General features: G+C 72.6%; 23 protein-coding genes. 8 read left to right on the forward strand and 15 right to left on the reverse strand.

The features are described 5' to 3' along the window. The first annotated feature begins 32 nt into the window (after positions 1-32). Positions 33-1,748, forward strand: coding sequence for a PHP domain-containing protein (locus tag J2S44_RS11060; RefSeq protein ID WP_310411630.1), 1,716 nt, complete (start codon positions 33-35; stop codon positions 1,746-1,748). Next, entirely contained in the window at positions 1,748-2,251 is a 504-nt protein-coding gene (locus J2S44_RS11065) for a hypothetical protein (RefSeq protein ID WP_310411633.1), read from the forward strand. Before J2S44_RS11060 ends, J2S44_RS11065 begins: the two co-directional genes overlap by 1 nt. 321 nt (positions 2,252-2,572) lie before the next feature. Here J2S44_RS11065 and J2S44_RS11070 read toward each other — a convergent pair whose 3' ends face one another. From J2S44_RS11070 to recO, 4 genes are all read right to left on the reverse strand, one after another. Continuing rightward, entirely contained in the window at positions 2,573-4,687 is a 2,115-nt protein-coding gene (locus J2S44_RS11070) for a putative bifunctional diguanylate cyclase/phosphodiesterase (RefSeq protein WP_310411636.1), read from the reverse strand. Beyond that, positions 4,668-5,489 carry an SAM-dependent methyltransferase gene (locus J2S44_RS11075; protein ID WP_310411639.1) on the reverse strand — a complete coding sequence of 274 codons (822 nt, stop codon included), beginning with the start codon at positions 5,487-5,489 and terminating at the stop codon, positions 4,668-4,670. Before J2S44_RS11075 ends, J2S44_RS11070 begins: the two co-directional genes overlap by 20 nt. Before the next feature lie 110 nt (positions 5,490-5,599). Next, positions 5,600-6,424 carry an isoprenyl transferase gene (locus J2S44_RS11080; protein ID WP_310411642.1) on the reverse strand — a complete coding sequence of 275 codons (825 nt, stop codon included), beginning with the start codon at positions 6,422-6,424 and terminating at the stop codon, positions 5,600-5,602. A gap of 15 nt (positions 6,425-6,439) precedes the next feature. Further along, positions 6,440-7,201, reverse strand: coding sequence for a DNA repair protein RecO (gene recO / locus J2S44_RS11085; RefSeq protein WP_310411644.1), 762 nt, complete (start codon positions 7,199-7,201; stop codon positions 6,440-6,442). Positions 7,202-7,291: 90 nt separating this feature from the next. Between recO and J2S44_RS11090 the strand changes: the two genes are divergently transcribed. Further along, entirely contained in the window at positions 7,292-8,065 is a 774-nt protein-coding gene (locus tag J2S44_RS11090; protein WP_310411647.1) for a DUF4097 family beta strand repeat-containing protein, read from the forward strand. Here the strand turns inward: J2S44_RS11090 and J2S44_RS11095 are convergent. From J2S44_RS11095 to J2S44_RS11120, 6 genes are all read right to left on the reverse strand, one after another. Beyond that, positions 8,024-9,178 (reverse strand): acyltransferase family protein, encoded by a 1,155-nt coding sequence (locus J2S44_RS11095; RefSeq protein WP_310411650.1) that lies wholly within the window; start codon positions 9,176-9,178, stop codon positions 8,024-8,026. The genes J2S44_RS11090 and J2S44_RS11095 overlap by 42 nt on opposite strands. A gap of 267 nt (positions 9,179-9,445) precedes the next feature. Beyond that, on the reverse strand, positions 9,446-10,333 hold the full coding sequence (era, locus tag J2S44_RS11100) for a GTPase Era (protein WP_310411653.1): 888 nt from the start codon (positions 10,331-10,333) through the stop codon (positions 9,446-9,448). Further along, on the reverse strand, positions 10,330-10,710 hold the full coding sequence (locus J2S44_RS11105) for a cytidine deaminase-like protein (RefSeq protein ID WP_310411656.1): 381 nt from the start codon (positions 10,708-10,710) through the stop codon (positions 10,330-10,332). The genes era and J2S44_RS11105 overlap by 4 nt, the downstream gene beginning before the upstream one ends. Beyond that, entirely contained in the window at positions 10,703-12,058 is a 1,356-nt protein-coding gene (locus J2S44_RS11110) for a hemolysin family protein (RefSeq protein WP_310411660.1), read from the reverse strand. The genes J2S44_RS11105 and J2S44_RS11110 overlap by 8 nt, the downstream gene beginning before the upstream one ends. After that, a complete protein-coding gene (gene ybeY, locus J2S44_RS11115; RefSeq protein WP_307239465.1) occupies positions 12,058-12,540 on the reverse strand; it encodes an rRNA maturation RNase YbeY in 483 nt (160 codons plus the stop codon). The genes J2S44_RS11110 and ybeY overlap by 1 nt, the downstream gene beginning before the upstream one ends. Before the next feature lie 26 nt (positions 12,541-12,566). Further along, complete coding sequence (locus J2S44_RS11120; protein ID WP_310411663.1) at positions 12,567-13,607, reverse strand: PhoH family protein; 1,041 nt, start codon at positions 13,605-13,607, stop codon at positions 12,567-12,569. A gap of 350 nt (positions 13,608-13,957) precedes the next feature. On the opposite strand from J2S44_RS11120, the gene J2S44_RS11125 reads away from it, so the two are divergent. The 3 genes from J2S44_RS11125 to J2S44_RS11135 all read left to right on the forward strand — a co-directional run bounded on the left by J2S44_RS11125 (position 13,958) and on the right by J2S44_RS11135 (position 17,258). After that, positions 13,958-14,257 (forward strand): DUF3311 domain-containing protein, encoded by a 300-nt coding sequence (locus J2S44_RS11125; RefSeq protein ID WP_310411666.1) that lies wholly within the window; start codon positions 13,958-13,960, stop codon positions 14,255-14,257. 8 nt (positions 14,258-14,265) lie between these two features. Further along, positions 14,266-15,972, forward strand: coding sequence for a monocarboxylate uptake permease MctP (gene mctP, locus J2S44_RS11130; RefSeq protein WP_310429593.1), 1,707 nt, complete (start codon positions 14,266-14,268; stop codon positions 15,970-15,972). Positions 15,973-16,151: 179 nt separating this feature from the next. After that, positions 16,152-17,258 (forward strand): SseB family protein, encoded by a 1,107-nt coding sequence (locus tag J2S44_RS11135; RefSeq protein ID WP_310411669.1) that lies wholly within the window; start codon positions 16,152-16,154, stop codon positions 17,256-17,258. A gap of 30 nt (positions 17,259-17,288) precedes the next feature. On the opposite strand, the gene J2S44_RS11140 is transcribed toward J2S44_RS11135, so the two are convergent. Continuing rightward, positions 17,289-18,638, reverse strand: a complete 1,350-nt coding sequence (locus J2S44_RS11140; protein WP_310411672.1) for a serine hydrolase domain-containing protein — start codon at positions 18,636-18,638, stop codon at positions 17,289-17,291. Beyond that, positions 18,635-18,979 (reverse strand): HIT domain-containing protein, encoded by a 345-nt coding sequence (locus J2S44_RS11145; protein WP_310411675.1) that lies wholly within the window; start codon positions 18,977-18,979, stop codon positions 18,635-18,637. The genes J2S44_RS11140 and J2S44_RS11145 overlap by 4 nt, the downstream gene beginning before the upstream one ends. 166 nt (positions 18,980-19,145) lie before the next feature. Here J2S44_RS11145 and J2S44_RS11150 point away from each other — a divergent pair, with 166 nt between their 5' ends. Both J2S44_RS11150 and J2S44_RS11155 read left to right on the forward strand, forming a co-directional pair. Beyond that, entirely contained in the window at positions 19,146-21,560 is a 2,415-nt protein-coding gene (locus J2S44_RS11150) for a beta-glucosidase (protein WP_310411677.1), read from the forward strand. 108 nt (positions 21,561-21,668) lie between these two features. Beyond that, positions 21,669-22,163, forward strand: coding sequence for an NUDIX hydrolase (locus J2S44_RS11155; protein WP_310411682.1), 495 nt, complete (start codon positions 21,669-21,671; stop codon positions 22,161-22,163). 42 nt (positions 22,164-22,205) lie between these two features. On the opposite strand, the gene J2S44_RS11160 is transcribed toward J2S44_RS11155, so the two are convergent. The 3 genes from J2S44_RS11160 to dnaJ all read right to left on the reverse strand — a co-directional run bounded on the left by J2S44_RS11160 (position 22,206) and on the right by dnaJ (position 24,741). After that, the gene (locus J2S44_RS11160; protein ID WP_310411684.1) at positions 22,206-22,724 is read right to left on the reverse strand and encodes a GNAT family N-acetyltransferase; all 519 of its coding nucleotides are present in this window, start codon (positions 22,722-22,724) and stop codon (positions 22,206-22,208) included. 5 nt (positions 22,725-22,729) lie between these two features. Next, on the reverse strand, positions 22,730-23,461 hold the full coding sequence (locus tag J2S44_RS11165; RefSeq protein ID WP_310429595.1) for a 16S rRNA (uracil(1498)-N(3))-methyltransferase: 732 nt from the start codon (positions 23,459-23,461) through the stop codon (positions 22,730-22,732). Positions 23,462-23,604: 143 nt separating this feature from the next. Then, a complete protein-coding gene (dnaJ, locus tag J2S44_RS11170; protein WP_310429597.1) occupies positions 23,605-24,741 on the reverse strand; it encodes a molecular chaperone DnaJ in 1,137 nt (378 codons plus the stop codon). Positions 24,742-24,750 lie beyond the last annotated feature (9 nt).

A 24,750-nucleotide genomic window follows, 5' to 3' on the forward strand; every position in this document is an offset into this window, starting at 1 on the left:
ATGGATCATCGCGAAACATCAGGAGACGCGACATGGGCCACGGCCACCCGCACACGCACGACCACTCCCACGATCACGACCACGATCACGGCTCCACGCCGGACGCGCTCGACCTGTCCATCCCGGACAGTGAGCTCTCCCCCGCCGACGTGAGCCGCCGCGGCTTCCTGCGCGGCGCGGGCCTGCTCGGCGCGGCCGCCGGCCTGACCGGTGCGGGCACCGCCGGCGGCGTCCTCGGCACGCCGGACATCGCGGTCGCGCACGGCGGTGGGCAGCGGACCGGTGACTTCAGCTGGAAGGCCGGCGACCACCACATCCACACCCAGTACAGCAGCGACGGGAAGTACCGGGTCGCCGACCACGTGCAGCACGGCCTCGCGTACGGGCTGGACTGGCTGGTCATCACGGACCACGGCGGCGCGACGCACGCCAAGATCGGCGTCGACAAGGTCAACCCGGACATCGTCGCGGCGCGCGAGAAGTTCCCGGAGGCGCTGGTCTTCCAGGGTCTGGAGTGGAACATCCCGGCCGCGGAGCACGGCACGATCATCGTGCACCCGGGGAAGAAGGAGGTGGAGGTCCTCAAGGAGTTCGAGACCAACTACGACGGCAGCGTCAAGGGCGCCAGCTCGCAGTCGGCCGCGAACGAGACGCTGGCCATCGCCGGCCTCAACTTCCTCGCCGCCGCGAAGAAGAACCGCCGGGTCAGCGACGCGATGTTCTTCGCGAACCACCCGTCCCGCAAGGGCCTCGACTCGCCGCACGAGATCCGCGGCTGGCGGGACGCGCAGCCGGAGATCGCGCTGGGCTTCGAGGGCGCGCCCGGTCACCAGGCCGCCGCGATCCCGACCAGCGCGTTCGGCCCGGGTGCCGGCCGCGGCTTCTACGACAGCAGCCCCGGCGCGGACTCGTTCCCGGCGTACCCGCTGGAGAGCTACCGGACCTGGGGCGGCTTCGACTGGATGACCGCCACGGTCGGCGGCCTCTGGGACAGCCTGCTGGCCGAGGGCAAGCCGTGGTGGATCACCGCGAACTCGGACTCGCACAGCGTCCTCTGGGACACCTCGATCCGCGGCGCGAACAGCGACTTCAACGCGAACGGCCGCTACAACGACCCGCAGCACGGCGTCAAGCCGGACGTGACCGCCGGTGACTTCTGGCCCGGCTTCTACAGCCGCACGCACGTCGGCGCGGCCGGCGACGACTACCGCCACGTGATGGACGGCCTGCGCGCCGGCCGCGTCTGGGTGGACCACGGCGGCCTGATCAAGTCGCTGGACGTGCGCGCGCGGGTGCAGGGCGACCGCAACCGCCGGGGCGGCACCCCGCTCGGCGGCGTGCTGAAGGTCCGCAAGGGCACCGCCGTCGAGGTCACCATCGACGTCGAGCTGGCCGACAAGCCGAACTGGGCGCAGCTGCTCCCGGTGCTGGCCCGCGTCGACCTGATCCAGGGCGCGGTCACCGGTGCCGCCGCGGACCGCGACGTGTTCACCGCGCCGAAGACCCGGGTGGTCACGTCGTTCGAGGTCGCGAAGGGGAAGAAGACGGCCTCCTTCACGTACTCGTTCGGGCGGGTCTCGTCGCCGTTCTACTTCCGCGTGCGCGGCACCGACGGCAACTTCAGCCAGCCCGGCCTGTACGGCGCCGCGGTCGACCCGACCGGCCCGAAGCTGGACGTGGTCGGCGACGCCGACCCGTGGCTCGACCTGTGGTTCTACGCGAACCCGATCTGGGTCCTGCCCTACTGATGTCCACCGTCCATCTCGGGCTGAGCCTGGGGCACGCCACCGACGCCGAGGCCGAGCACTGGCTGGCCGCACATCTGCCGGCCGTGCCCGGCCTGGTCGCGTGCACGCACAACGTGCCCGCGCCGTACCCGCACGTGGCGCTGAGCGTCGCGGCGCCGGACGGCGTCGCGCTGCCCGAGACGGACCCGGACCTGCGGGCGGCGGCCGACGAGGCCGCCGCCCGGCACCGGGCCCACGTCTCCGGCCGTGCCGTCGTCTACCCCGGCGTCGAGTCCCTGACCGGCACGCTCACCGTCGCCGACCTGCTGGACCGCAGCGCGATCGAGCGGGTCACGGTCCTCGGCGGCACCGACGCCGCCCCGGACGCGCTGATCGAGACCCGCGACTTCGTCCGGCCGCTCCTGCGCGCCGGAAAGCTGGAGCTGGTCCTGGTCCCGATCGTCGGCGGTCGTCTCGCCCCGTTCGAGGTCCCGAACCCGACCCCCTGCTGCGCGGACCACTGAACACCCACAGAAGCGGATCTACCCGCCTCCGGCGTGGCTGAGTTCCGCATGCTCCCGCGGGCACCGGTCGGCCGCGGGCGGCCTCCCTGCACGTCGGGTGGGTGGTCACCACGACACCCCACGCGGCCTCGCCGCCGGGCGGACCGGCCGCGGTGACGGTCGCGGGTTTTCGGTGACCACCCGCGGTCCGTGCAGGGAGGAGCCCCGGCGACGACCGGTGCCCGCGGGAGCATGCGGACGGCGACCACGCCGGAAGCGGGTAGATCCGCTTCTGATGTTTTCCGGGCTCAATGTTTCTTGGCTCGGTGGTCTCCGGGCTCGTCAGACCGTCGCCGCCAGGCGGGCGGCGAACGCGTCGGGGTGTTCCGCGCGGGCGTAGTGCCAGCCCTGCACCATGTCGCAGTCGAGCGTGCGGAGCAGGGCGGCCTGTTCCGCGGTCTCGACGCCCTCGGCGATCACGGTGAGGCCGAGCGCGTGGGCCAGGCGGACCAGCGCGGCCAGTATCTCGCGGTCGACGCGGTCCGGCAGGTCGGCGCGGGTCTTGCCGGTGACGAACGTGCCGGCCAGCTTGAGGCCGGTGACCGGCAGGTTGCGCAGGTAGGCGAGGTTCGAGTAACCGGTGCCGAAGTCGTCGATGGCGATCCGGATGCCCAGGTCGGCGAGGGCGCGCAGCCGGCGCAGCGGTTCACCGGTGGTGCCCATCAACGTGCTCTCGGTCAGCTCCAGCTGCAGCGCGGACGGTTCCAGGCCGGTGGTGGTCAACGCGTCGCGGACCTCCGCCACGAAGCCGGGCTCGCGGAGCTGGCGGACCGCCACGTTCACGCTGACCAGCAGCGTCCTGTCCGGGTGCGCGGCGCGCCAGCGGGCGGCCTGGCCGCACGCCTCGCGCAGCACCCAGCGGCCGAGCGGCACGATCAGGCCGGTCTCCTCGGCCAGCGGCACGAACAGGTCCGGGCGCAGCAGCCCGAGCTCCGGGTGCTGCCAGCGCACCAGCGCCTCCACCCCGGCCACGCCGTCGTCGCCGAGCCGGACCAGCGGCTGGTACTCGACGAAGAACTCGTGCTGGGCAAGCGCGCGCGGCAGCTCGGCGGAGAGCCGGTAGCGGCTGATGTCGGTGGCGTAGCGGTCCTCGTCGAAGAACGCCCACCGGTCCCGGCCGTCGCCCTTCGCCCAGTAGAGCGTGGTGTCCGCGGCCTTCATCAGCTCGGCCGCGGTGGTGTCGCCCCCGGCCGGCCGCTCGATCAGCCCGGCGCTGGCCGAGACCGTCAGCGAGCGGCCGTCCAGCCGGACCGGGCGGCGCACCGCGGCGAGCGCGGCCTCGGCCACGCCGACGAGTTCCGCGGTGCCGGACGAGCGCGGGACCAGCACCACGAACTCGTCGCCACCCATCCGCGCGACCATGGTGCCGTTCGCGGCGCCGCCGGAGACCGCGGCCGCGAGCCGGCCCGCGACCGTGCGCAGCAGCTGGTCGCCGGCCGCGTGGCCGAGCGTGTCGTTGATCGCCTTGAAGCCGTCCAGGTCGAGGTAGCAGAGCCCGACCCGGCCGTGCGGCTCCGGGTCGGCCAGCGCCTCCTCCAGCCGGGTGAACAGCAGCGTCCGGTTCGGCAGGTCGGTCAGCGGGTCGTGCAGCGCCTGGTGTTCGAGCTGGAGCTGGAGGCGGTGCCGCTCGGTGATGTCCTCGACCATGGCGACCACGAACCGGGGCGTGCCGTCGTGCGCGCGGACCAGCGACACCACCAGGTCGGTCCAGATGCTGCCGCCGCCGTTGCGCGCGTACGGCTTCTCCAGCCGGAAGTGGTCGAGCTTGCCGTCCACCAGGTCCTGGTACCTGTCCCAGACGTCGGGCGCGTCCTGCGGGTGGATGAACGTGGAGACGTTCTGGGTGAGGAACTCCGCGCGCGTGTAGCCGAACATCTCGCAGATCGCGGCGTTCACGTCGATGATCGAGCCGTCCAGCTCCGCGACGCCGATGCCGATCACCGCCTCCGCGAAGATCGCCCGGAACCGGGCCTCGCTGGTCCAGCGCGCCTCCTCCGCGGCGGACCGGGCGATGAGCGCGGCGTCGCGGATGTTCTCCTGCTCCGCGAGCGTGCGTTCCTTGAGCGCGCGGGCGAACCCGGCCCCGATCGCGCCCAGCACGGCCGCGAGCCGGTGGGCGCGGCCCAGCGGGGCCAGTTCCTCGCCCAGCACCGCGAGCGTCCGGTCCAGCGACGCCGGTTCGGTGAAGTGGTCCTCGACCAGGGCGAATCCGATGCCGTACGGGATCAGCGGGTCGTGGTTCTCCGACTCCAGCGCGCGGACGAGCCGCTCCGCGGGCACGGTGAGGTAGTCGATCAGCTCGCGGTGCGCCATCGACACGTAACTGGTGCGGCTGATCGCCCGGGCCCACGCCCGGGCGACGCGGGCCGCGAGCGGTTCAGCGGATGCGGGCGACACCCGCGAATCCCGGATAGGTGGCCGCGTCCGGGCCGACGTCCTCGGGCGAGTCCGGCCGCCACAGCGGCATCTGCACGACGCCCGGCTCGACCAGCTCCAGCCCGCCGAAGAGCGCGGTTATCTCGTGCCGGTCACGCATCCGGAACGGACTGGCCGTCCGGTTGTAGATCTCCTCGGCCTTCTCCGCCTGGTCCGGCTGCCCGGACCGGTCGTTGCTGGCGTGCGAGATCACCACGAAGCTGCCCGGCGCCACGCTCTGCGTCATCGTCGCCACGATCTCCTCCGGCTTCTCGTCGTCCGGCACGAAGTGCAGCACGGAGACGATCAGCACGGCGACCGGGCGGCTGAGGTCGACGGCCTTGTGCAGCTGCGGGTCGTTCAGCAGCTCGGCCGGGCGGCGCAGGTCACCGGCGACCACGGTCGCGTTCGGGTTGTCCGCCAGGATCGCGCGGCTGTGCGCGAGCGCGACCGGGTCCCAGTCCACGTACGCGATCCGCGCGTCCGGGTTGAGAGCCTGCGCCACCTCGTGCACGTTGCCCACCGTGGGTATGCCGGAGCCCAGGTCGACGAACTGGTCGATGCCCTCGGCGACCAGCGCCCGCACCGCGCGGCGCAGGAACGCCCGGTTCTCCTGCGCGTGCTTGGGCAGGTCCGGCATCGCCTCCAGGACCTTGGCCGCGAACGCCCGGTCCACCGCGAAGTTGTGCGAGCCGCCCAGGTAGTAGTCGTAGACGCGCGCGACGCTGGGCTTGGTCAGGTCGACCTCATCCGGAGCCCAGACGGGACGCTCTGCACCTTCCATGGAAGCACCTTTCCAGCGCGGGAATCGGTTCGCGCCAGAATAGGGGTCGTCCAGTGTGGAGAGTGGTCGTCCCGCCCAGTCTTCGGATGGTGAACAAATGAACTGAGCGGTCAGTCATCGGCCGGCTTGGGCGGCGGCACCGGGTTCGGCAGCGCGCCGCCGAACCGGCGGTCCCGCTGGGCGTAGAGCTCGCACGCGTACCACAGGTGGCGGCGGTCGAAGTCGGGCCAGAGCGTGTCCAGGTAGACCAGCTCGGCGTAGGCGGACTGCCAGAGCAGGAAGTTCGAGATGCGCTGCTCGCCGGAGGGACGCAGGAACATGTCCACGTCCGGCACCTCGGGGTGGTAGAGGTACTTCGCGATCAGCTTCTCGTTGACCTTCTCCGGGTTGACCTTGCCGGCCGCCACGTCCCGCGCGATCGCCTGCGCCGCGTCCGCGATCTCCGCCTGACCGCCGTAGTTCACACAGAACTGCAGCGTGAGCGTGGCGTTCTTCTTCGACATCTCCTCGGCGGTGGTCAACTCGCCGATCACGCTCTTCCACAGCCGCCCGGCCCGGCCGGACCAGACGATCCGGACGCCGAGATCGCGCAGCTCGTCCCGGCGGCGGTGGATGACGTCCCGGTTGAAGCCCATCAGGAAGCGCACCTCGTCCGGCGAGCGACGCCAGTTCTCGGTGGAGAACGCGTACGCCGACAGGTACGGGATGCCGAGCTCGATCGCGCCCTCGATGGTGTCGAAGAGCGAGTGCTCGCCCGCCTCGTGCCCCTTGGTCCGGGCCAGGCCGCGCTCCTTGGCCCACCGCCCGTTGCCGTCCATCACGATCGCCACGTGCTTCGGCAGCGACTCCGCCGGCAGCGACGGCGGCCGGGCACCGGACGGGTGCGGCGTGGGCTGACGGACGGGCGCCGTGCTGCGGCGGGCGAAGGCACGCATATGTCGGTTTCCTAACTAACTACGGTCGACCAGCGGCAGGGAGCGTAACCCGCGCTCCAGATGCCACTGCAGGTGCGCCGCCGTCAGGCCGCTGCACTCTCGCTGATGGGACGGATCGGCACTGTCCGCTGTCTTCCAGTCACCCTTGGTCAGCGCGCTCATCAGCTCGAGCGTGGCCGGAGCGGGGTGCGCGGAGCCCGGCGGCCTGCAGTCCGGGCAGACGCTGCCGCCGGCCGGCACGGAGAACGCGCGGTGCGTGCCCGGCTCGCCGCAGACCGCGCACTCGGTGATCGCCGGCGCCCAGCCGGCCAGGCCCATGCCGCGCAGCAGGTAGGCGTCCAGCACCAGCGTCGCCAGGTGCTCACCGGCGGCCAGCGCCCGGAGCGCGCCCAGCGTGAGCTGGAACATCCGCAGCGACGGCTCGCGCTCGACCGGGGTCAGCCGTTCCGCGGTCTCCGCCACCGCGGACGCGGCCGTGTAACGCGGGTAGTCGGCGAGGAACCGTTTGCCGTACAGCTCGACGGCCTCGACCTGGCTGACCGTGTGCAGGCCGCCGCCGTGGTCCTTCGGGTCGCCGGCCAGCTGCAGGTCGACGTGGCCGAACGGCTCCAGCCGCGCGCCGAACCGGGAGTTGGTGCGCCGCACGCCGCGGGCGACCGCGCGCAGCCGCCCGTGGTGCCGGGTCAGCAGCGTGATGATCCGGTCCGACTCGCCCAGTTTCTGCACGCGCAGCACCAGTCCGTCGTCGCGGTAGAGCTGGCGGGGTATGCGGGCCACCCTCCCATTGTGCCTGCCGGTCGCTATCAGGGGGTTCTCAGGGGAAAGCTCGGATCCGGGTACGGGTGCCGCCGCACTACGGTCAGCACCATGACCGCACGAACGACCCTGGTGGCGCTCCTCGCGGGGATCACCGTGCTCGGCGCCGGCTGTGCCGGGCGGAACGCCCGCGAGATGGAGTTCCGGAGCACCGAGCCGATCGCGATCACCGAGATCCGCCTCACCGGCGACGGCGGCACGGTCGTGGTGACCACGGCGGATCGCACGGACACCCAGATCGACCGCGTGGTGCGGTACAGCAGCGTGAACGCGCCGGAGACCGGCTACCGGATCGAGGGCACCGCGCTGGTGATCGACACGGACTGCGGCTCGAGGTGCGACGTCGACTACACGGTCAGCGCGCCGCGCGGTGTGCGGGTCGGCGGGCAGAGCGACGCCGGCGACGTGCGGCTGACCGCGGTCGGCGCGGTGAACCTGCGGATCGAGTCCGGCTCGTTCACCGCGGACGGCGTCGACGGCCCGCTCCGGCTGCAGGCCGACTCCGGCGACGTGACCGTGTCGCGCGTGACCGGCCCGGCCGACCTGCGCGTCCAGTCCGGCACGCTGTCCGCGAGCGCGCTGGGCGGCGCGGTGACCACGGTCGTCGAGTCCGGCGACGCCGACCTGACGCTCGCCGTGGCGGTCCCGGTCACCGCGCGGGTGGACAGCGGCAACCTGACGCTGCGGGTGCCGGACGGGAAGTACCGGGTGCGGACGGACGTCGACTCCGGCCAGGTGGACGTCGGCATCGCGGACGACCCGGCCGCCACCACCGTGCTCGACCTACGCGCGGACAGCGGCGACCTGAACGTCCTGCGCGCCTGAGACCAGGATCTCCTCGGTGAGCGAGCCGCGGACCGGCCCGGTCCGTGGGTCCCGGACCGGCTCGGGGTGCGCGTCCCGGGCCGGCCCCGGCCGCACGGCCGCCGGCCGGGTGCGGGCGCGTCCCGGGATCAGCTCGGGGCGCCGCTTCGCCGCGACGTCCTCCACCCAGCCGAACGCGGCCACCGCCACCGCCAGCAGCAGCGACACGAGCACGAGCTTCACCGTGACCGCGAGCGCGCCGGTCTGCGGCCAGCCGTAGCGGGCCGCCACCCAGCCGAGGCCCACGATGATCGGCACGTGCCAGAGGTAGATGGTCAGTGCGCGGCTGTTGAGCAGCGTGACCAGCCGGTCGAGGCGCGGGCGGCGACTCAGCCAGGGCAGCGCGTCCGGCGCGAGACCGAGCGCGAGCAGCACGAACGCGGTGGACCAGAGCGCGTTGCCGATCCGGATGTCGTTCAGGTCGTAGCCGCGCGGGCCGGGGTGGGTGAGGAACCAGGCCGCGCCCGTGATCGCCAGCACGGCCGCGATCGGCACCAGCCGGCGCCAGGTGAGGCGGCGCAGCATGCCGTCGTGGTGCGCGAAGCCGAGCAGCCAGGCGCCGAAGTACAGCCCGATGTCGCGCAGCACGTAGTTGTCGATCGTGACCAGCTTCAGCTCGGTCACCACCAGCAGCACGAACGGCGCGGCGATCGTGGGCAGCGGGAACCGGCGGAAGAGCGGCAGCGCCAGCGGGGAGAGCGCGACGAACCAGAGGAAGTCGCGCAGGTACCAGTTGGCGGAGAGCGCGGCGAGGCCGAGCCCGCTGGCCGGCGGGTCGATGAACGGCGCGATCCAGAACAGGATGCGCCAGTCCCAGTCCAGCCCGGTGAGCAGCATGGCGGGCAGGAAGACCGCCATCACCGCCCAGAGCGAGGGCAGCAGGCGCCGCATGCGCCGGCCGATCGCGGAGACACCGAACCGGTCGACCGAGGCGGCCATCAGTGAGCCGCCGAGCGCGAACATCACGGACATGGCCGGCAGCACGACGGTGAGCGCGGCCAAGCCGGTGACGTGATAAACGACCACCCGAAGGACGGCGGCCGCGCGCAATAGGTCCAGATATCGATTTCTCATCTACCCAAGCCTGGTCGGGCCCGGCGCGGTCCGCCCCGGACGGGAATTCAGCAACGGGAGCCGGTGGAACCATTACCCCGAAAGGGCGACCGTCGAACTCCGGGTCGCCAGCGGCAAAAGGGACAAAGTGCCGCCATTGACGTGCATCACCACAAGCCTACCGGCGTACGGATGAGTAGCGTCCGCCGACCGGAGTGGAGAAGAACACGTCGCGTCGCCCGAACCGTTATGAAGATCAGTTCGTACGACAAATCCGCATAGACGCGACTAAAAGCCCAGGCGTCGCAGCTGCTTAGGGTCTCGCTGCCACTCCTTGGCCACGCGGATGTGCAGGTCGAGGTAGATACGGCGGCCGAGCAGCTTCTCGATCTCGGCGCGGGCGCGGGTGCCGACCTCCTTGAGCCGGCTGCCCTTGTGCCCGATCATGATGGCCTTCTGGCTGGAGCGCTCGACGTACACGTCCGCGTAGACGCGCAGCACCGACTCCTCCTCCACCATCTCCTCGACCAGCACGGCCAGCGAGTGCGGCAGCTCGTCGCGCACGCCCTCCAGCGCGGACTCACGGATCAGCTCGCCGATCAGCACCCGCTCCGGCTCGTCGGTCAGGATGTCGTCCGGGTAGAGCTGCGGGGACTCCGGCATGTACTTCGCCATCACGTCGGTGAGCATGCCCACCTGGCTGCCGGAGACCGCGCTGACCGGCACGATCTCCGCGAAGTCGGCCAGCTGGGACACGGCCAGCAGCTGCTCGGCCAGCTTCTTCTTGTCCGGCACCAGGTCGGTCTTGGTGACCACGGCCAGCACGGTCGCCTTCAGCTCGGACAGCTCGCCGCTGATGAACTTGTCGCCGCGGCCCACCGGCTCGTTCGCCGGGATGCAGAGGCCGATCACGTCGACCTCGCTCCAGGTGGTGCGGACCAGGTCGTTGAGGCGCTCACCGAGCAGCGTGCGCGGCCGGTGCAGACCTGGCGTGTCGACCAGCACGATCTGGCCGTCCGGCCGGTGCAGCACACCGCGGATGACGTGCCGGGTGGTCTGCGGCTTGTTCGACGTGATCGCGATCTTCTGCCCGATGATCGCGTTGGTCAGCGTGGACTTGCCGGCGTTCGGCCGGCCCACGAAGCAGGCGAACCCGGCGCGGTACGTCGCCCTCATGCCGTGACCGTGCCGAACACGACGCCGTCCGGGGCGGCCACGAAGATCGGCGCGTCCGCGGCGAGGTCCCGCACGGCCGCGTGCCCGGAGCCGTCCAGCGCGGACGCCTCCGTCACCACGGCCGCCGCCTCCAGCCGGGTCGCGCCGGCCGACACCGCGGACGCGACCGCGAGCTGCAGCGCCGTCACCGTCAGGGACGGCAGCGCCACGGTGGCGGCCGCGTACGTCCGCCCGTCCTGGTCCCGCACGGCCGCGCCCTCGACGGCGCCCACCCGCGCCCGGACGCTCCGGGCCAGGGTCACCAGTTTCGCATCCTCGGCGGCGAGCGTCACCGCCTCGGTCGAGGCCGGCACGGCGGTCACGGTGGGCTCAGGCATCAGCGGGTTGCCTCTCGTCGGCGCTGTCAGAACGGTCATCGGCGGCGGTCTCGTCCTCGGGGGCGCGACGGACCAGGACCGAGTCGATCCGGTTCCGCCGGCCCGTGGTGCCCTCGGCGACCAGGCGCAGCCCGCCCACATTAGCGGTCGCGCCCGGGATCGGAACGCGGCCCAGGGCCTGGGCGAGCAGGCCGCCCACGGTCTCGACCTCGTCCGCCGGCAGCTCGACCGCGAAGATCTCGCCCAGGTCCTCGATCGGCAGCCGGGCGGTGACGCGCACCGCGCCGTCCTCCAGCCGCTCGACCGGCGGGCGCTCGTCCACGTCGTACTCGTCGGTGATCTCGCCGACGATCTCCTCGAGGATGTCCTCGATCGTGACCAGGCCGGCCGTGCCGCCGTACTCGTCGACCACCACGACCAGGTGGGTACGCGCGGCCTGCATCTCGGAGAGCAGGTCGTCGACCGGCTTCGACTCCGGCACGAACGTGGCCTCGCGCATCAGCTCCGCGACCGGCGTGGCGTCCGCGGCCGGGTCATCGCCCTGGGTGCGGCGGATCACGTCCTTGAGGAAGATCACCCCGAGCACGTCGTCCACGCTGTCGCCGATCACCGGGATGCGGGAGAAGCCGGAGCGCATGAACAGCATCAGCGACTGCCGCAGGCTCTTGTGCCCCTCGATCCACACCATCTCGGTGCGCGGGACCATCACCTCGCGCGCGATCGTGTCGCCGAGCCCGAAGACCGAGTGGATCATCTCGCGCTCGCCGTGCTCGACGACGCCGCGCTGCTCGGCCAGGTCGACCAGCTCGCGCAGCTCCACCTGGGTGGCGAACGGGCCGTCCCGGAAGCCCTTGCCGGGCGTGAGCGCGTTACCGATCAGGATGAGCAGCGAGGCCAGCGGGTTCAGCGCGCGGCCCAGCCAGCGCACCAGCGGTGCGGTGGCGCGGCCGACCGCGTACGCGTGCTGCCGGCCGACCGTGCGCGGTGCCACGCCGACCGCGATGAAGCTGACCACGGTCATCGCGCCCGCGGTGATCAGCGCGGCCCGCCACCCGGCGCCGAACGTGTCCACCGCGACCAGCGCGACCAGCGTGGTCGCGGTCAGTTCGGAGAGCAGCCGGACCAGCAGGAGCAGGTTGATGTGCCGGGCCGCGTCGGACGCCACGATCTGCAGCGTGCGCGCGCCCCGCATGCCCTCCCGGGCCTGTTCGCCGGCGCGGGCCGGGGAGACCGCCGCCAGGGCCGCCTCGGTCATCGCGAAGACCCCCGCGAGGATCACCAGTCCGGCCGCGATGAAGAGCAGCTGCAGGTCCGGTAGCCCCGCGGGGGTGGCCGATGCGGTGGGCATCAGGAGGGTTCTTTCGCCGATCGGCGCTGGGCCTGCCACCCGCTGAGCAGGCGAGCCTGGAGACCGAACATCTCCCGCTCCTCCTCCGGCTCCGCGTGGTCGTAACCGAGCAGGTGGAGGGCGCCGTGCACGGTGAGCAGGTGCAGCTCGTCCGCGGCGGTGTGCCCGGCGGTGACCGCCTGCTTGGCCGCCACCTCCGGGCAGAGCACGATGTCGCCGAGGAGCGCGGGCTCGCCGCCGGACGACTCGCCCGGCCCGTGGTCCACGCTCCCCTCGTCCATCGGGAAGGCGAGCACGTCGGTGGGGCCGTCGCCGCCCATCCACCGGTGGTTCAGCTCGGACATGTACTCGATGTCGACGAGCAGGATGGCGAGCTCGGCGAGCGGGTTGACACCCATCTCGTCGAGCGCGTGCCGCGCCACGTCCAGGATGGCGTCGGTGTCGACGTCGACCCCGGACTCGTTGGCGATATCGATGGACACTGCGGTTGTCGTCTCTTCCCTGTGTTCTAGCGCCGGCGGCCGGCGCGGCCCGGCACGTTCGCGGAGCGGACCTGCCCCTGGTTCTGGTCGGCGTCCCACTTCGCGTACGCGTCGACGATGTCGCCGACCAGGCGGTGACGCACCACGTCGGCGCTGCCCAGCTGCGCGAAGTGAACGTCCTCGACGCCGTCCAGGATCTCACGCACCATCCGGAGGCCGCTGACGGTGCCCCCGGGGAGGTCGACCTGGGTGATGTCGCCGGTCACCACGATCTTCGAGCCGAAGCCGAGCCGGGTGAGGAACATCTTCATCTGCTCGGGCGTGGTGTTCTGCGCCTCGTCCAGGATGATGAACGCGTCGTTGAGCGTGCGCCCGCGCATGTACGCCAGGGGTGCGACCTCGATCGTGCCGGCCTGCATCAGGCGTGGGATCGACTCGGGGTCGAGCATGTCGTGCAGCGCGTCGTAGAGCGGCCGCAGGTACGGGTCGATCTTCTCGTTCAGCGTGCCGGGCAGGAAGCCGAGCCGCTCACCCGCCTCGACCGCCGGCCGGGTCAGGATGATGCGGTTGACCTGCTTGGCCTGCAGCGCCTGGACCGCCTTCGCCATCGCGAGGTAGGTCTTACCGGTACCGGCCGGGCCGATGCCGAAGACGATGGTGTGGGTGTCGATGGAGTCGACGTACCGCTTCTGGCCCAGCGTCTTCGGGCGGATCGTCTTCCCGCGCCGGGACAGGATGTTGAGCGTGAGCACGTCGGCCGGGCGCTCGGCGGTGCCCTGCTGGAGCATGCCGACGGTGCGCCGCACCGCGTCCACCGTGAGCGTCTCGCCCTTCTCGATCAGCTCGACGAGCTCGGCGAAGAGGCGCTCGGCGAGCGCGTTGTCGGCGGGTGCGCCGGTGATGGTGATCTCGTTGCCACGGACGTGCACGTCACACGCGGGCAGTGAGCGCTCGATGAGCCGGAGGATCTCGTCGCCCGGGCCGAGCAGGTTCACCATGATCTTGGGGTCGGAGACCGTGATCCTGGTCTGCGCCCGGGCGTTTCCCGGGGTTGGTGTGCCGGTCATAGTGCGGCCCGCGGGCCTCCGCCACCTGCTTCCGATCTTGGTGCCGCACCCCGACGGCGCGGCGGGCGAGTAGTTGCCATCGTATCGGGTCAACGCCGGGCACACCGACGCCATTTCCCGGGGTGGCACAGACGCCGATCACGCTCGGTGCGCAGTCGATCACGGCGAAGCGCGGGCACAACGATGAATGGCTGCATGTTCCATGCATTTCCCATGCGTGGATAACGATTCAGTCGAGATTTCCATCGGGTTACTGCGCGGCCACTCAGTCGCCGACAGGATTTCGATCGCCGACGACGCAGATCGATCCACACCCCCTCCAGAAGATCATCGGGCACATCCTTTTCCGAATGGAGTCCGACATGGCCGACGACTTCCATGGCCGGCCGCCATATTCACGACCGACCCGATCCGATCGGTACGCCCGGCACGACGGCCGGACCGCCCGGGCCGGCGGCGAGCGCGCCGATTCCAGCCCGTGGCACTGGCTGCTCTGGGTGCCGATCGTGATCCCGCTGATGCCGGTGCTCTACGACGAGATGGAGCCGAGACTGCTCGGCATCCCGTTCTACTACTGGTCGCAGCTGGCGTTCGCCGGGCTCGCCTCGCTGGTGATCACGGTCGTGCACGTCGCCACGAAGGACCGGTGACCATTCCGATGCCGTCCTTCGCCGACAACCAGACCCAATTCTGGATCTTCGCGTTCGTCTTCGGGCTAGTAACGATCATGGGATTCGCCGCGGGCCGGTGGCGCCGGCCCGCGTCCATTCACACACTGGAGGAATGGGGTCTCGGCGGCCGCGCGTTCGGCAACTGGGTGACGTTCTTCCTGCTGAGCGGCGACGTCTACACGGCATACACGTTCGTCGCCGTACCCACGCTGGTCTACGGCCTCGGCGCGGCCGGTTTCTTCCCGGCGCCGTTCCTGGTGATCGTCTACCCGATGCTGTTCGTGGTGCTCAGCCGCTTCTGGTCGGTCTGTCACGTGCACGGCTTCGTCACGCCGGCCGAGTTCGTCCGCGCCCGGTTCGGCTCCCGCGGCCTCGGCGCGCTGGTGGCGGTGCTCGGGATCACGGCCACCATGCCGTACATCGCGCTGCAGCTGATCGGCATCGAGGCGGTCTTCACCGTGATGGGGCTGCCCGGCGGGTGGCCGCTGACCGCCGCGTTCGTGGTGCTGGCGCTCTACACGTTCAACTCCGGGCTGCGCGCCCCCGCGCTGATCTCCATCGTGAAGGACGCGCTGGTCATCTGGACCGTGCTGGCCGCGTTCATCATCGTCAGCTCGAACGCGGGCGGCTGGGACGGCGTGTTCCGGGTCGCGGAGGCACGGTTCGCGTCCACCCCGCGCACCGACGACGGCCTGCTGCTGGACGGGCACGACCAGCTCAGCTACGTCACGCTGGCGCTCGGCTCCGCGGTCGCGCTGTTCCTCTACCCGCACACGCTCACCGGCGTGCTCGCGGCCCGCAACCGCGGCGTGCTCCGGCGCAACCTGGCCGCACTGCCGCTCTACACGCTCACGCTCGGCGTACTGATGCTGCTCGGCTTCGCGGCGATCTTCAGCGGCATCGAGCCGGTCGCCGGCGACCGCAACACCGTGATGCCGCTCTGGTTCAACGCGTCGTTCCCGGCGTGGTGCGCGGGCCTGGCGTTCGCCGCGATCGGCGTCGGCGCCATGGTGCCGGCCGCGATCATGTCGATCGCCGCGGCGAACCTGTTCACCCGGAACATCTACCGCGAGTACCTGCGGCCGGACGCGTCCGAGGCCGAGGAGACCACGGTCAGCAAGGTGGCGTCACTGACCGTCAAGTTCGGCGCGGTCCTGGTGATCCTGTTGCTCAACACGCAGTTCGCGGTCGATCTTCAGCTGATCGGTGGCGTTGTCATCATGCAGACACTTCCGGCCGTGGCGATCGGTCTGTACACGAGCTGGATGCACCGCTGGGCACTCGTCGCCGGCATCGGCGCGGGACTCGCGGCCGGCATCGCGATGCTCTACCAGATCCCGCAGCGGGGCGGCCCGGACGGCACCACCGTGATCCGGGAACACTTCGGCGGCTCGGCCTGGCCACTGTCCAACCTGGGCCTGGACACGCGGAGCAGCATCTACGTCGGCATCGTGGCGCTGGCCGTGAATCTCCTGGTCACGGCGTTGCTGACGCCGGTGATGCGCGGCCTGGACCGGCGCGGCGACGCCGACCGCACCCGCCCGCGCGACTACACGGCGGACGAGGGCGACCCGACGATCCGGCGGATGAGCGAGCTCGTGGACGGCGGCACGGACACGGAGGATCCGGAGCATCCACTGCTGACACCGCGCCCCGGCCGGTACACCCCGGTGGGCACGTACCGACCGCGATGAATACGTGCCGCGGCGAGCCGTCACGCTGCGCAACGGCGCGCCACGACATCGTGTCGACATCCGTCATTCATTCACTCGCGGCGGGGGCGGTGCCGGCAGCTACAATTCCGGCGCCACCGCCGCCACCCCGGCCGGCGGCGCGACCTGCGGTGACAGGCAGAACACGGGGAGGTAGCGGGATGGAAGGAGCGGGCTGGGCGGGCCTGCTGACCGCGATACACGACACGCTGTTCGCGTGCGACCGGGAGACGCGGTTCGCGCTGGCCGGCACGGATCGGCGACTGTGGCTCACCGTGCGTGCCGACACCGTGACGGCCGAGATCCCGGCGTACGACCCCGCGATGCTGACCGAGCTCGGCTGGCGCGCGCCCCGGGTCGGGCAGGGCGTGTGGTCCTATGAGGCGCCGCGCACGGTCGAGCACGTCGACTGGCTGTGCCGGTTCGCGGTGTACAGCGCAAGCCTCATGATCACTTCGGACCCGGGCACGCTGACGTTCCACGAGTCGGACCCGGCGGCCGACCCCACACCGGCACCGGTGTTGACGGTCGTCCCGGACCCGGGCTCGTCGCCGGTCCTCACCCGTGACCCCGCCGCCTCCGCCCCGGCGCCCACCCCGGTGCTCGCGGTCGCGCCGGACCCGGCGCCCACACCCGACCCGGCACTCGCACCCGACCTGGCACTCGCACCCGGCCCGGCACTCGCACCGGAGCCGGTCGTCGCGCCCGAGCCGGCGCTCAGCATCGTGCCGGAGTGGCAGCCGGAGCCGGAGCCGGAGTGGGCGTGGGAGTCCGAGGCGGAGGCGACCGCCGCGCTGCCGGTGATGCGCGCGGCGGACCCCGTACCCCCGGCGCCGTTGACCGTGGTGCCGGAACCGGAGGCCGCGCCGCGCACACCGGAGGAGGCGCTGGCCGCGTTGCGCGCGGTGCTGACCGGCGCGGTCGCGGAGCGGGACCTGACCGGATACGTCGCCGCGCTGCGCGGCGCGGCCGTCTCCATGCCGCTGCTGGACGACCCGTCACCGGAGACCGGCGTGCGGCCGGCCGTGGTGCGCGGCGCGGACAACGCCATCTTCCTGCCGATCTTCACGTCGCCGGACGGGCTGGCCGACTTCGCCGGCACCGGCGTCCCGTTCCTCACGCTCGCCTTCGGCGACCTGCTCGACGACTGGCCGGAGCCGGACTGGGGCATGATCGTCGACCCGCGGACCGAGTGGACGCTGACGCTGACCGCGGACACGCTGGCCGGGCTGCGCGTGACCACGTTCCCCACGGCCGCGGCCGGCTGACCGGGGCGCCCGCCGGCGCCCCGGCCGGGCTCAGGAGACGCCGTCGAAGGTCTCCTGCGCCCGGGTGAACCGGTAGGTCGCCCAGTGCATGCGCACCACCGTGCCGTGCGCGTCGCGGGTCAGCCGCAGCAGCTCGCCGGTCTCCCGGCCGGAGACCGTGCGCAGCACGTCCGGCCGGTCCGGCAGCGGCGCGAACACCGCCGGGGGCCGGTCGGCCGGCGACTCCGGGAAGCGCGCCTGCAGCGTGCCGTCGTGCCAGGAGAACACGTGCTGGAAACCCTCCGCGAACCACGGCCCGAGCACCGAGCGGTACGCGTCCGGGACCGGCGCGCCCGGCCGCCACGGCGCGATGTCCGCCGGATCCGACTCCACCGCCGCGGTCAGCAGCGTGTGCGACAGCTCGTTGGTCACCTCCGCGGTCCCGGACGAGCCGAGCACCGCCACCCCCATCGCGCCGGGTGTACCCGGGCCGCCGCGCCGGCCGTACACACTGGCCAGGAAGCCCGGCATGGCGCCGTCGTGGCCGACGTGCACGATCCGCGGACCGGCCTGGAAGAGGATCAGGCCCAGCCCGAACGCGCGCGTCCAGACCGTCTCGTCGGACGGCGTGACCGGCCAGCGCATCTCGTCCAGCGTGGCCGGGGCCAGCACCCGGCCGGCCGGGTCGAGCGCGGCCGGGTCGGCCAGGAACGCGGCCCAGCGGGCCATGTCCGAGGCGGTGCTCCACAGCTGCGCGGCCGGCCCGACCGCTCGCATGTCGAACCGCGGCTCCGGCCGGGCGGTGTCCGAGTACGCGTCCACCAGGTAGCCGACCGCGGCCTGCGCCGGCGGATCGACCGTGGTGGCGTGCAGGTGCAACGGGCGCAGCAGCCGGTCGTGCAGCACCTCGGCCCAGGTGCCGCCGCGCAGCCGGGCCACGGCCTGGCCGAGCAGCGCCAGGCCGAGGTTGGAGTAGTGGAAGCGGCGGCCGGCCGGCAGCACCCGCTCGGCCCTGGCCAGCTCCGCCAGCAGCGCGTCGGTCTCCGGCGTGACCAGCGTGTCCCACACGTCGCCCCACGGCTCGCGCTGCAGGCCGGACGTGTGCGACAGCAGCCGGCGGACGGTCAGCTCGCCGTGCGCGGGCACGTCCAGGTGCCGGCCCAGCGGGTCGTCGAGGTCGAGCAGGCCGTCGTCGCGGGCCTGCAGCACCAGCACCGCGGTCAGCGTCTTGGTGACCGACCCGATCCGGAACCGGGTGTCGTCGTCCAGCGGACGGTCCGTGCCGGAGGTGCCGACCGCGGCGGTCCAGAGCGGACGGTCCGCACGGTGCAGCGCGACCTGCAACCCGGGAATCCGGCCGTCGGCCTGCGCCGCCTGCACGTGGCGGAGCGGAGAGGTCACGCCATCCCGCCGAGCGGACGGCCGCCGAGCACGTGCGCGTGCACGTGGAACACCGTCTGGCCGGCGTCCGGCCCGCTGTTGAACAGCGTCCGGTAGCCGGGCCCGGTCAGCCCCTCGGCGTCCGCCACCGCGGCGGCCGTGGCCAGCACCTCGGCGGCCAGGCCGGGAGCGTCGGCCGCCAGCGCGGCCACGGTCGCGTGGTGCGCCTTCGGGATCACCAGGACGTGCACCGGCGCCTTCGGGTCGATGTCCCGGAAGGCCAGCGTGGTCTCCGTCTCGTGGACCACGTCGGCCGGGATCTCCCCGGCCACGATCTTGCAGAAGAGACAGTCAGCGCTCATCCCGGAAATCTTAGGGACGAGCGTCGGGCCAGGTGGAGGCGATCCAGCCAACCGCTCGCCGGCGCGCGACGCTGCGCCACGTCGCACGCCGTAGTGCGAGCGCGCACCCCGCGGAACTGACAGGATCGGAACGGACGAACACCACGATATGAGGGCGGTGCGCAGCATGTCGGACGACGCGGCACGGGAGGAGGCCGTCGAGCGCGCGTTGGCGCGGCTCGGCGTCGAGGACAAGGTGCGGCTGCTGTCCGGCCAGGACTTCTGGACGCTGCCCGCGCTGCCGGAGATCGGCCTCGCGTCGCTGGTCATGTCGGACGGCCCGGTCGGCGTGCGCGGCACCGGCTGGGCGCCGGACGACCCGTCGGTCGCGCTGCCCAGCCCGACCGCGCTCGCCGCCACCTGGGACGTCGGGCTGGCCCGCACCGCCGGCCGCCTGCTCGGCCAGGAGTGCCGCCGCAAGGGCGTGCACGTGCTGCTGGCACCGACCGTCAACCTGCACCGGTCCCCGCTCGGCGGCCGGCACTTCGAGTGCTACTCCGAGGACCCGTTCCTGACCGGCGAGATCGGCACCGGCTACGTGACCGGCGTCCAGGAGCAGGGCGTCGGCACCACGGTCAAGCACTTCGTCGCCAACGACTCCGAGACCGACCGGATGACCGTGGACGTGCGCGCCGACGAGCGCACGCTGCGCGAGCTCTACCTGGCGCCGTTCGCGCGGATCACGGCCGCGGGCGCGTGGGGCGTGATGGCCGCGTACAACACGGTCGGCGGGCTCACCATGACCGAGCACGGCCCGCTGCAGAACGACGTGCTCAAGCGCGAGTGGGACTGGGACGGCGTGATCGTCTCCGACTGGACCGCCGCGCGCAGCACCGTGCCGAGCGCGCTCGGCGGCCTCGACGTGGTGATGCCCGCGTTCGGCGACCCGTGGGGACCCGCGCTGGTCGCGGCCGTGCGCTCCGGCGAGGTGCCGGAGAAGGTGCTGGACGACAAGGTACGCCGGGTGCTGCGCCTCGCCGCCCGGACCGGTGCCCTGGACGGTGCACCCCGCGCCTTCTCCCCGGCTCCTCTCCTGGACGGTTCCGAGGTCGCCCGGGAGATCGCGATCCGGTCGTTCGTGCTCGCCCGGAACGAGCGGCACCTGCTGCCGCTGGACGCCGGCGCGCTGCGGAACGTCGCGGTGCTCGGCGCGCTCGCCGAGGACGCCCGGGTGCTCGGCGGCGGCAGCGCGCAGGTCTTCCCGCCGCACGTGATCTCCCCGCGCGACGGCCTGACCGCGGCGCTGCCCGGCGCGTCGGTCGTCTTCGCGCGCGGCGCGGACCCGCGGCCGCACCTGCCCGCGCTGGCCGTCGCGGGTCTCACCGCCACGCTGCGGGCGGCCGACTTCCGCGAGCTGCACACCACGCCGTTGCCGTTCGCCACCGTACGGTGGATGGGTGGCCTGCCGGCCGGCGTGGACCCGGCCACGCTGTCCACCGTGGAGATCACCGGCCGGCTCGACCCGGCGGTGTCCGGCGTGCACGAGCTGTCGATCATCGGGTTCGGGCAGTGCGTGCTGCGGGTCGCCGGTGACGTGCTGTTCGATGGTGAGATCTACGCGGACGACGCCGACCCGGCCACGGTCTTCCACGAGCCGGTCGAGCGCCGCTTCCCGGTGCCGCTGACGCACGGCGAGCCGGTCGACGTCTCACTGACGCTGGAGGTCCGGCCGGTCTCCACCGGCTTCGTGAACATCAGCCTCGGGTACGCCCCGCCCGGCCCCACCCCGGACGAACTGCTCGACCAGGCCGTCGCGGCCGCCCGGGACGCGGACGTGGCCGTGGTCGTGGTCGGCACCACCGAGGAGGTCGAGTCCGAGGGCTTCGACCGCACCACGCTCGCGCTCCCCGGCCGCCAGGACGAGCTCGTCCGCCGCGTCGCCGCTGCCAACCCGCGGACCGTCGTGGTCGTCAACTCCGGCTCACCGGTCCTGATGCCGTGGGCCGACGAGGTGCCGTCCATCCTGCTCACCTGGTTCCCCGGCCAGGAGGCGGGCGTCGCACTGGCGGACGTCCTGCTCGGCGTCGCCGAACCGGGCGGCCGGCTGCCCACCACCTGGCCGCGCCGCGACGAGGACGCGCTGCCCACCCGGCCCGTCGACGGGGTGCTCGCCTACGACGAGGGCGTCTTCGTCGGCTACCGCGCCTGGCAGCGCGGCACGACCGCGCCGCTGTTCCCGTTCGGCCACGGCCTGGGCTACACCACCTGGTCGTACGAGTCGCTCACGGTCGAACCGGACCCGGCCCACGTCGGCACCGCGGTGGTCCGGCTCCGCAACACCGGCTCCCGGCCGGGCCGGGAGATCGTCCAGATCTACACGGGCGCCGTGGTCGGTACCACCGTCGACCGCCCGCTGCGCTGGCTGGCCGGCTTCGCCCCGGTCACCGCCGCGCCCGGCGAGACCGTCGAGGCCCGCGTCCCGCTCCCCGCACGCGCCTTCCAGATCTGGGATGACGGCTGGCAGGCCGTCCCCGGCACCTACCGCGTCGAGGCCGCCCACTCCGTCGAGAACCGCCCCCTGAGCACGGAGATCCGCATCTGACCGGGCGGCCCGTCGTACTGCCGGTCGCCCGCGCGCGTCGGGACCGCGGCCGTCCGGCACCCGGCCCTCGTCGGCTGCCGGGCCGTGGCCGTCCGGCAGGATGACCGGGTGAGTCTGATCAAGCATGCGACCGCGAGCGTCTTCCTGTTCGGACCGGCCGGCGGCGGCGAGTGGCGGATCGGGTTGATCCGGCACCCGCGGTTCGGCCGCTGGATGCTGCCGGGCGGGCACGTGGAACCGGCCGAGAACCCGGCCGAGGCCGCGCTTCGTGAGGTGCGCGAGGAGACCGGTCTCGCCGCGACGCTGCTGCCGCCGCACCCGGCCACGGTGCCGGACTATCCGGCCGCGGTCCGCGTGCCGTTGCCGGTCTGGATCACCGAGCAGGTGGTGCCGGCGGAGACGCGGCTGCCGGCCGAGCACGTCCACGTCGACCACCTCTATCCGGCCGTCGCCGACGAGACGGAGCCGGCCAATGATCCCGAGCTGCCGTTCCGCTGGTACGCGGCGGGCGAGCTGGCCGGGCTGGAGATGTTCCCGGACACCCGGGGCGGTGCCGAACTGCTGTTCCCGTTGATCGGGCGGTTGGCGCAGCCGATCGGGTGAGGCCCGGCCGTCGAGCCCGTGCGCCCGCGCCGGCCGGCGCGGTCAGCGGCGCAGCAGGTACAGGTAGGACTCGACGTCCGCGATGGGGCCGGTGTAGGTGCGGGTGAAGCCGGCGCGCTCGAGGGCGCGCCAGGAGGCGATGTTGTCGGTGAACGGGGCCGCGACCACCGCCTCCAGGTGCGGGTCGCGGTCGAGCGTGCGCAGCGCGAGCTGACGGATCGCGGCGGAGGCGAGGCCCCGGCCGGTCGCGGACGGGTCGCCGATCAGGTAGTCGAGGCCGGCGGCCGGTACGGCGAACGCGCCGGTGGCGAGCAGGGCGTCGGCCCAGTCGGGGTGGTCCGCGATGAGGTAGCGCTGGATGAGGCCGACGGGGCGGCCGGCGGCCTCGATGATGAAGGCCTCGGTGGGTTCGCGGCCGGCGATCCGGTCGGCGTAGCGGCGCCGGACCGCGGCCGGCTCGGTGGGCGCCTCCCACCAGCGGGCCACGTGCGGCTCGGCGAACCAGGCGACGACCGTGTCCAGGTCGTCGGTGCCGAGCGGACGGAGTGTGACGTCGGCCACGGCGGTCACCAGCGGCCGAGGCGGGTGGAGAGGACGGACAGCGCGGCCACCCCGGCGGTGGACGTTCGCAACACCAGATCACCGAGGCGTACGGGACGCGCGCCGGCCTCGGTGAACGCGTCGACCTCGGCGGGGGTGATCCCGCCCTCGGGCCCGACGACCAGAATGATCTCGCCGGCGGACGGCAGCGGGACGTGGGTGAGGCGGTCGGTGGCCTCCTCGTGCAGCACGAACGCGGCGGCCTCGCCACGCAGCCGGTCGGCGACCTTGGGCGTGCTCAGCGCGGCCGGCGCGACCGCCGGGAGCCAGGCGCGGCGGGCCTGCTTGGCGGCCTCGCGGGCGGTGGCGGCCCACTTGTCGCGGGCCTTGGCGCCGCGGTCACCCTTCCAGACCGTGACGGAGCGGCCGGCGGACCACGGGACGATCTCGTCGACGCCGGTCTCGGTCATCGCCTGCACGGCCAGCTCGCCACGGTCGCCCTTGGGCAGGCCCTGGACGACGACGAGCCGGGGGTCGGGGCTCTCCACGTACCCCCGGGACATGATCTTGATTTGGAGACTGCCCTTGGCGGCGGCGAGCACCACGGCGAGCGCGGTGCCGCCCCGGCCGTCGGCGAGGATCAGCTCCTCGCCGGCGGTCAGGCGCTGCACATCCGCCGCGTGATGCCCCTCGGGCCCGTCCAGGATCCACCGGTCGGCCGCCGGCAGCGACTCAACCAGAAACAGCGGCGAAGAAATGCAGACCACCTACCTGACCACAACGTGAGGCGCGGGCGACCAGAGCTGGCGCGGCCACCGGCAGACACGCCTTTCGTCTGCCGGTGGCCGTGTCAGCGCCGGGAGTGGCGCCGAGCCGGAGGAGCGAAGCGACGACCAAAAACTCAGTGCCCGTTGAAGGCGTCGCGCATGCGGGAGAAGAAGCCGCCCTGCTTGGAGAGCTCGGCCACGTCCTCCCCGCGGGTCTTGGCGAACTCGCGGAGCATGCGCTCCTGGTCGGCGGTGAGCTTGGTGGGGGTTCGCACGTCCAGGTGGACGAACAGGTCGCCGCGCCCCTGACCGCGCAGGCGCGGGACGCCCTTGCCGCGGATCCGCATCGTCGCGCCCGGCTGGGTGCCGGACTTGACGTCGATCTGCTCCTCGCTGTCCAGCGTCTTGATGGTCAGCCGGGTGCCGAGCGCGGCCGAGGTCATCGGCACGGTGACCCGGCAGTGCAGGTCGTCGCCGCGGCGCGAGTAGACGTCGTGCGGGCGCTCGTGGATCTCGACGTACAGGTCGCCGGCGGTGCCGCCGCCCGGGCCGACCTCACCCTGCTGGGCGAGGCGGATGCGCATGCCGTCCTCGACACCGGCTGGGATCTTCACGGTCAGTGACCGGCGGGTCCGGACGCGGCCCTCGCCGGCACAGGTCGGGCACGGGCTCGGGATGACCGTGCCGTGGCCCTGGCACACCGTGCACGGGCGGGACGACACGACCTGGCCGAGGAACGTGCGCTGCACGGACTGCACCTCGCCGCGGCCCTGACAGGTCTCGCAGGTGGCCAGGTGGGTGCCGGCCGCGGTGCCGGCACCGGAGCAGGTGGTGCAGATGACCGCGGTGTCGACCGTGATCGGCGCCTCGACGCCGAACGCGGTCTCCTGCAGGTCGAGCTCCAGGCGGAGGATCGCGTCGGCACCCGGGCGGGTGCGCGGCCGCGGACCCCGGGTCGCGCCCGCGGCCTGACCGAAGAACGCGTCCATGATGTCCTGGAACCCGACGAACGGGCCCGCGCCGCCGGGGCCGCCGGGGCCACCCCCGCCGCCCGGGGCCAGCGGATCGCCGCCGAGGTCGACCATCTGACGCTTCTGGTCGTCCGAGAGCACCTCGTACGCCGCGTTGATGTCCTTGAACTTCTCGTGCGCCTCGGGATCCGGATTCACGTCCGGGTGGTATTGGCGGGCCAGCTTGCGATAGGCCCGCTTGATGTCGTCGTCGGTCGCGTCCCGGCTCACGCCGAGGATCCCGTAGTAGTCCCTGGCCACTGCGTTCGG

It is taken from the genome of Catenuloplanes niger (assembly GCF_031458255.1).
Classification (GTDB): domain Bacteria; phylum Actinomycetota; class Actinomycetes; order Mycobacteriales; family Micromonosporaceae; genus Catenuloplanes; species Catenuloplanes niger.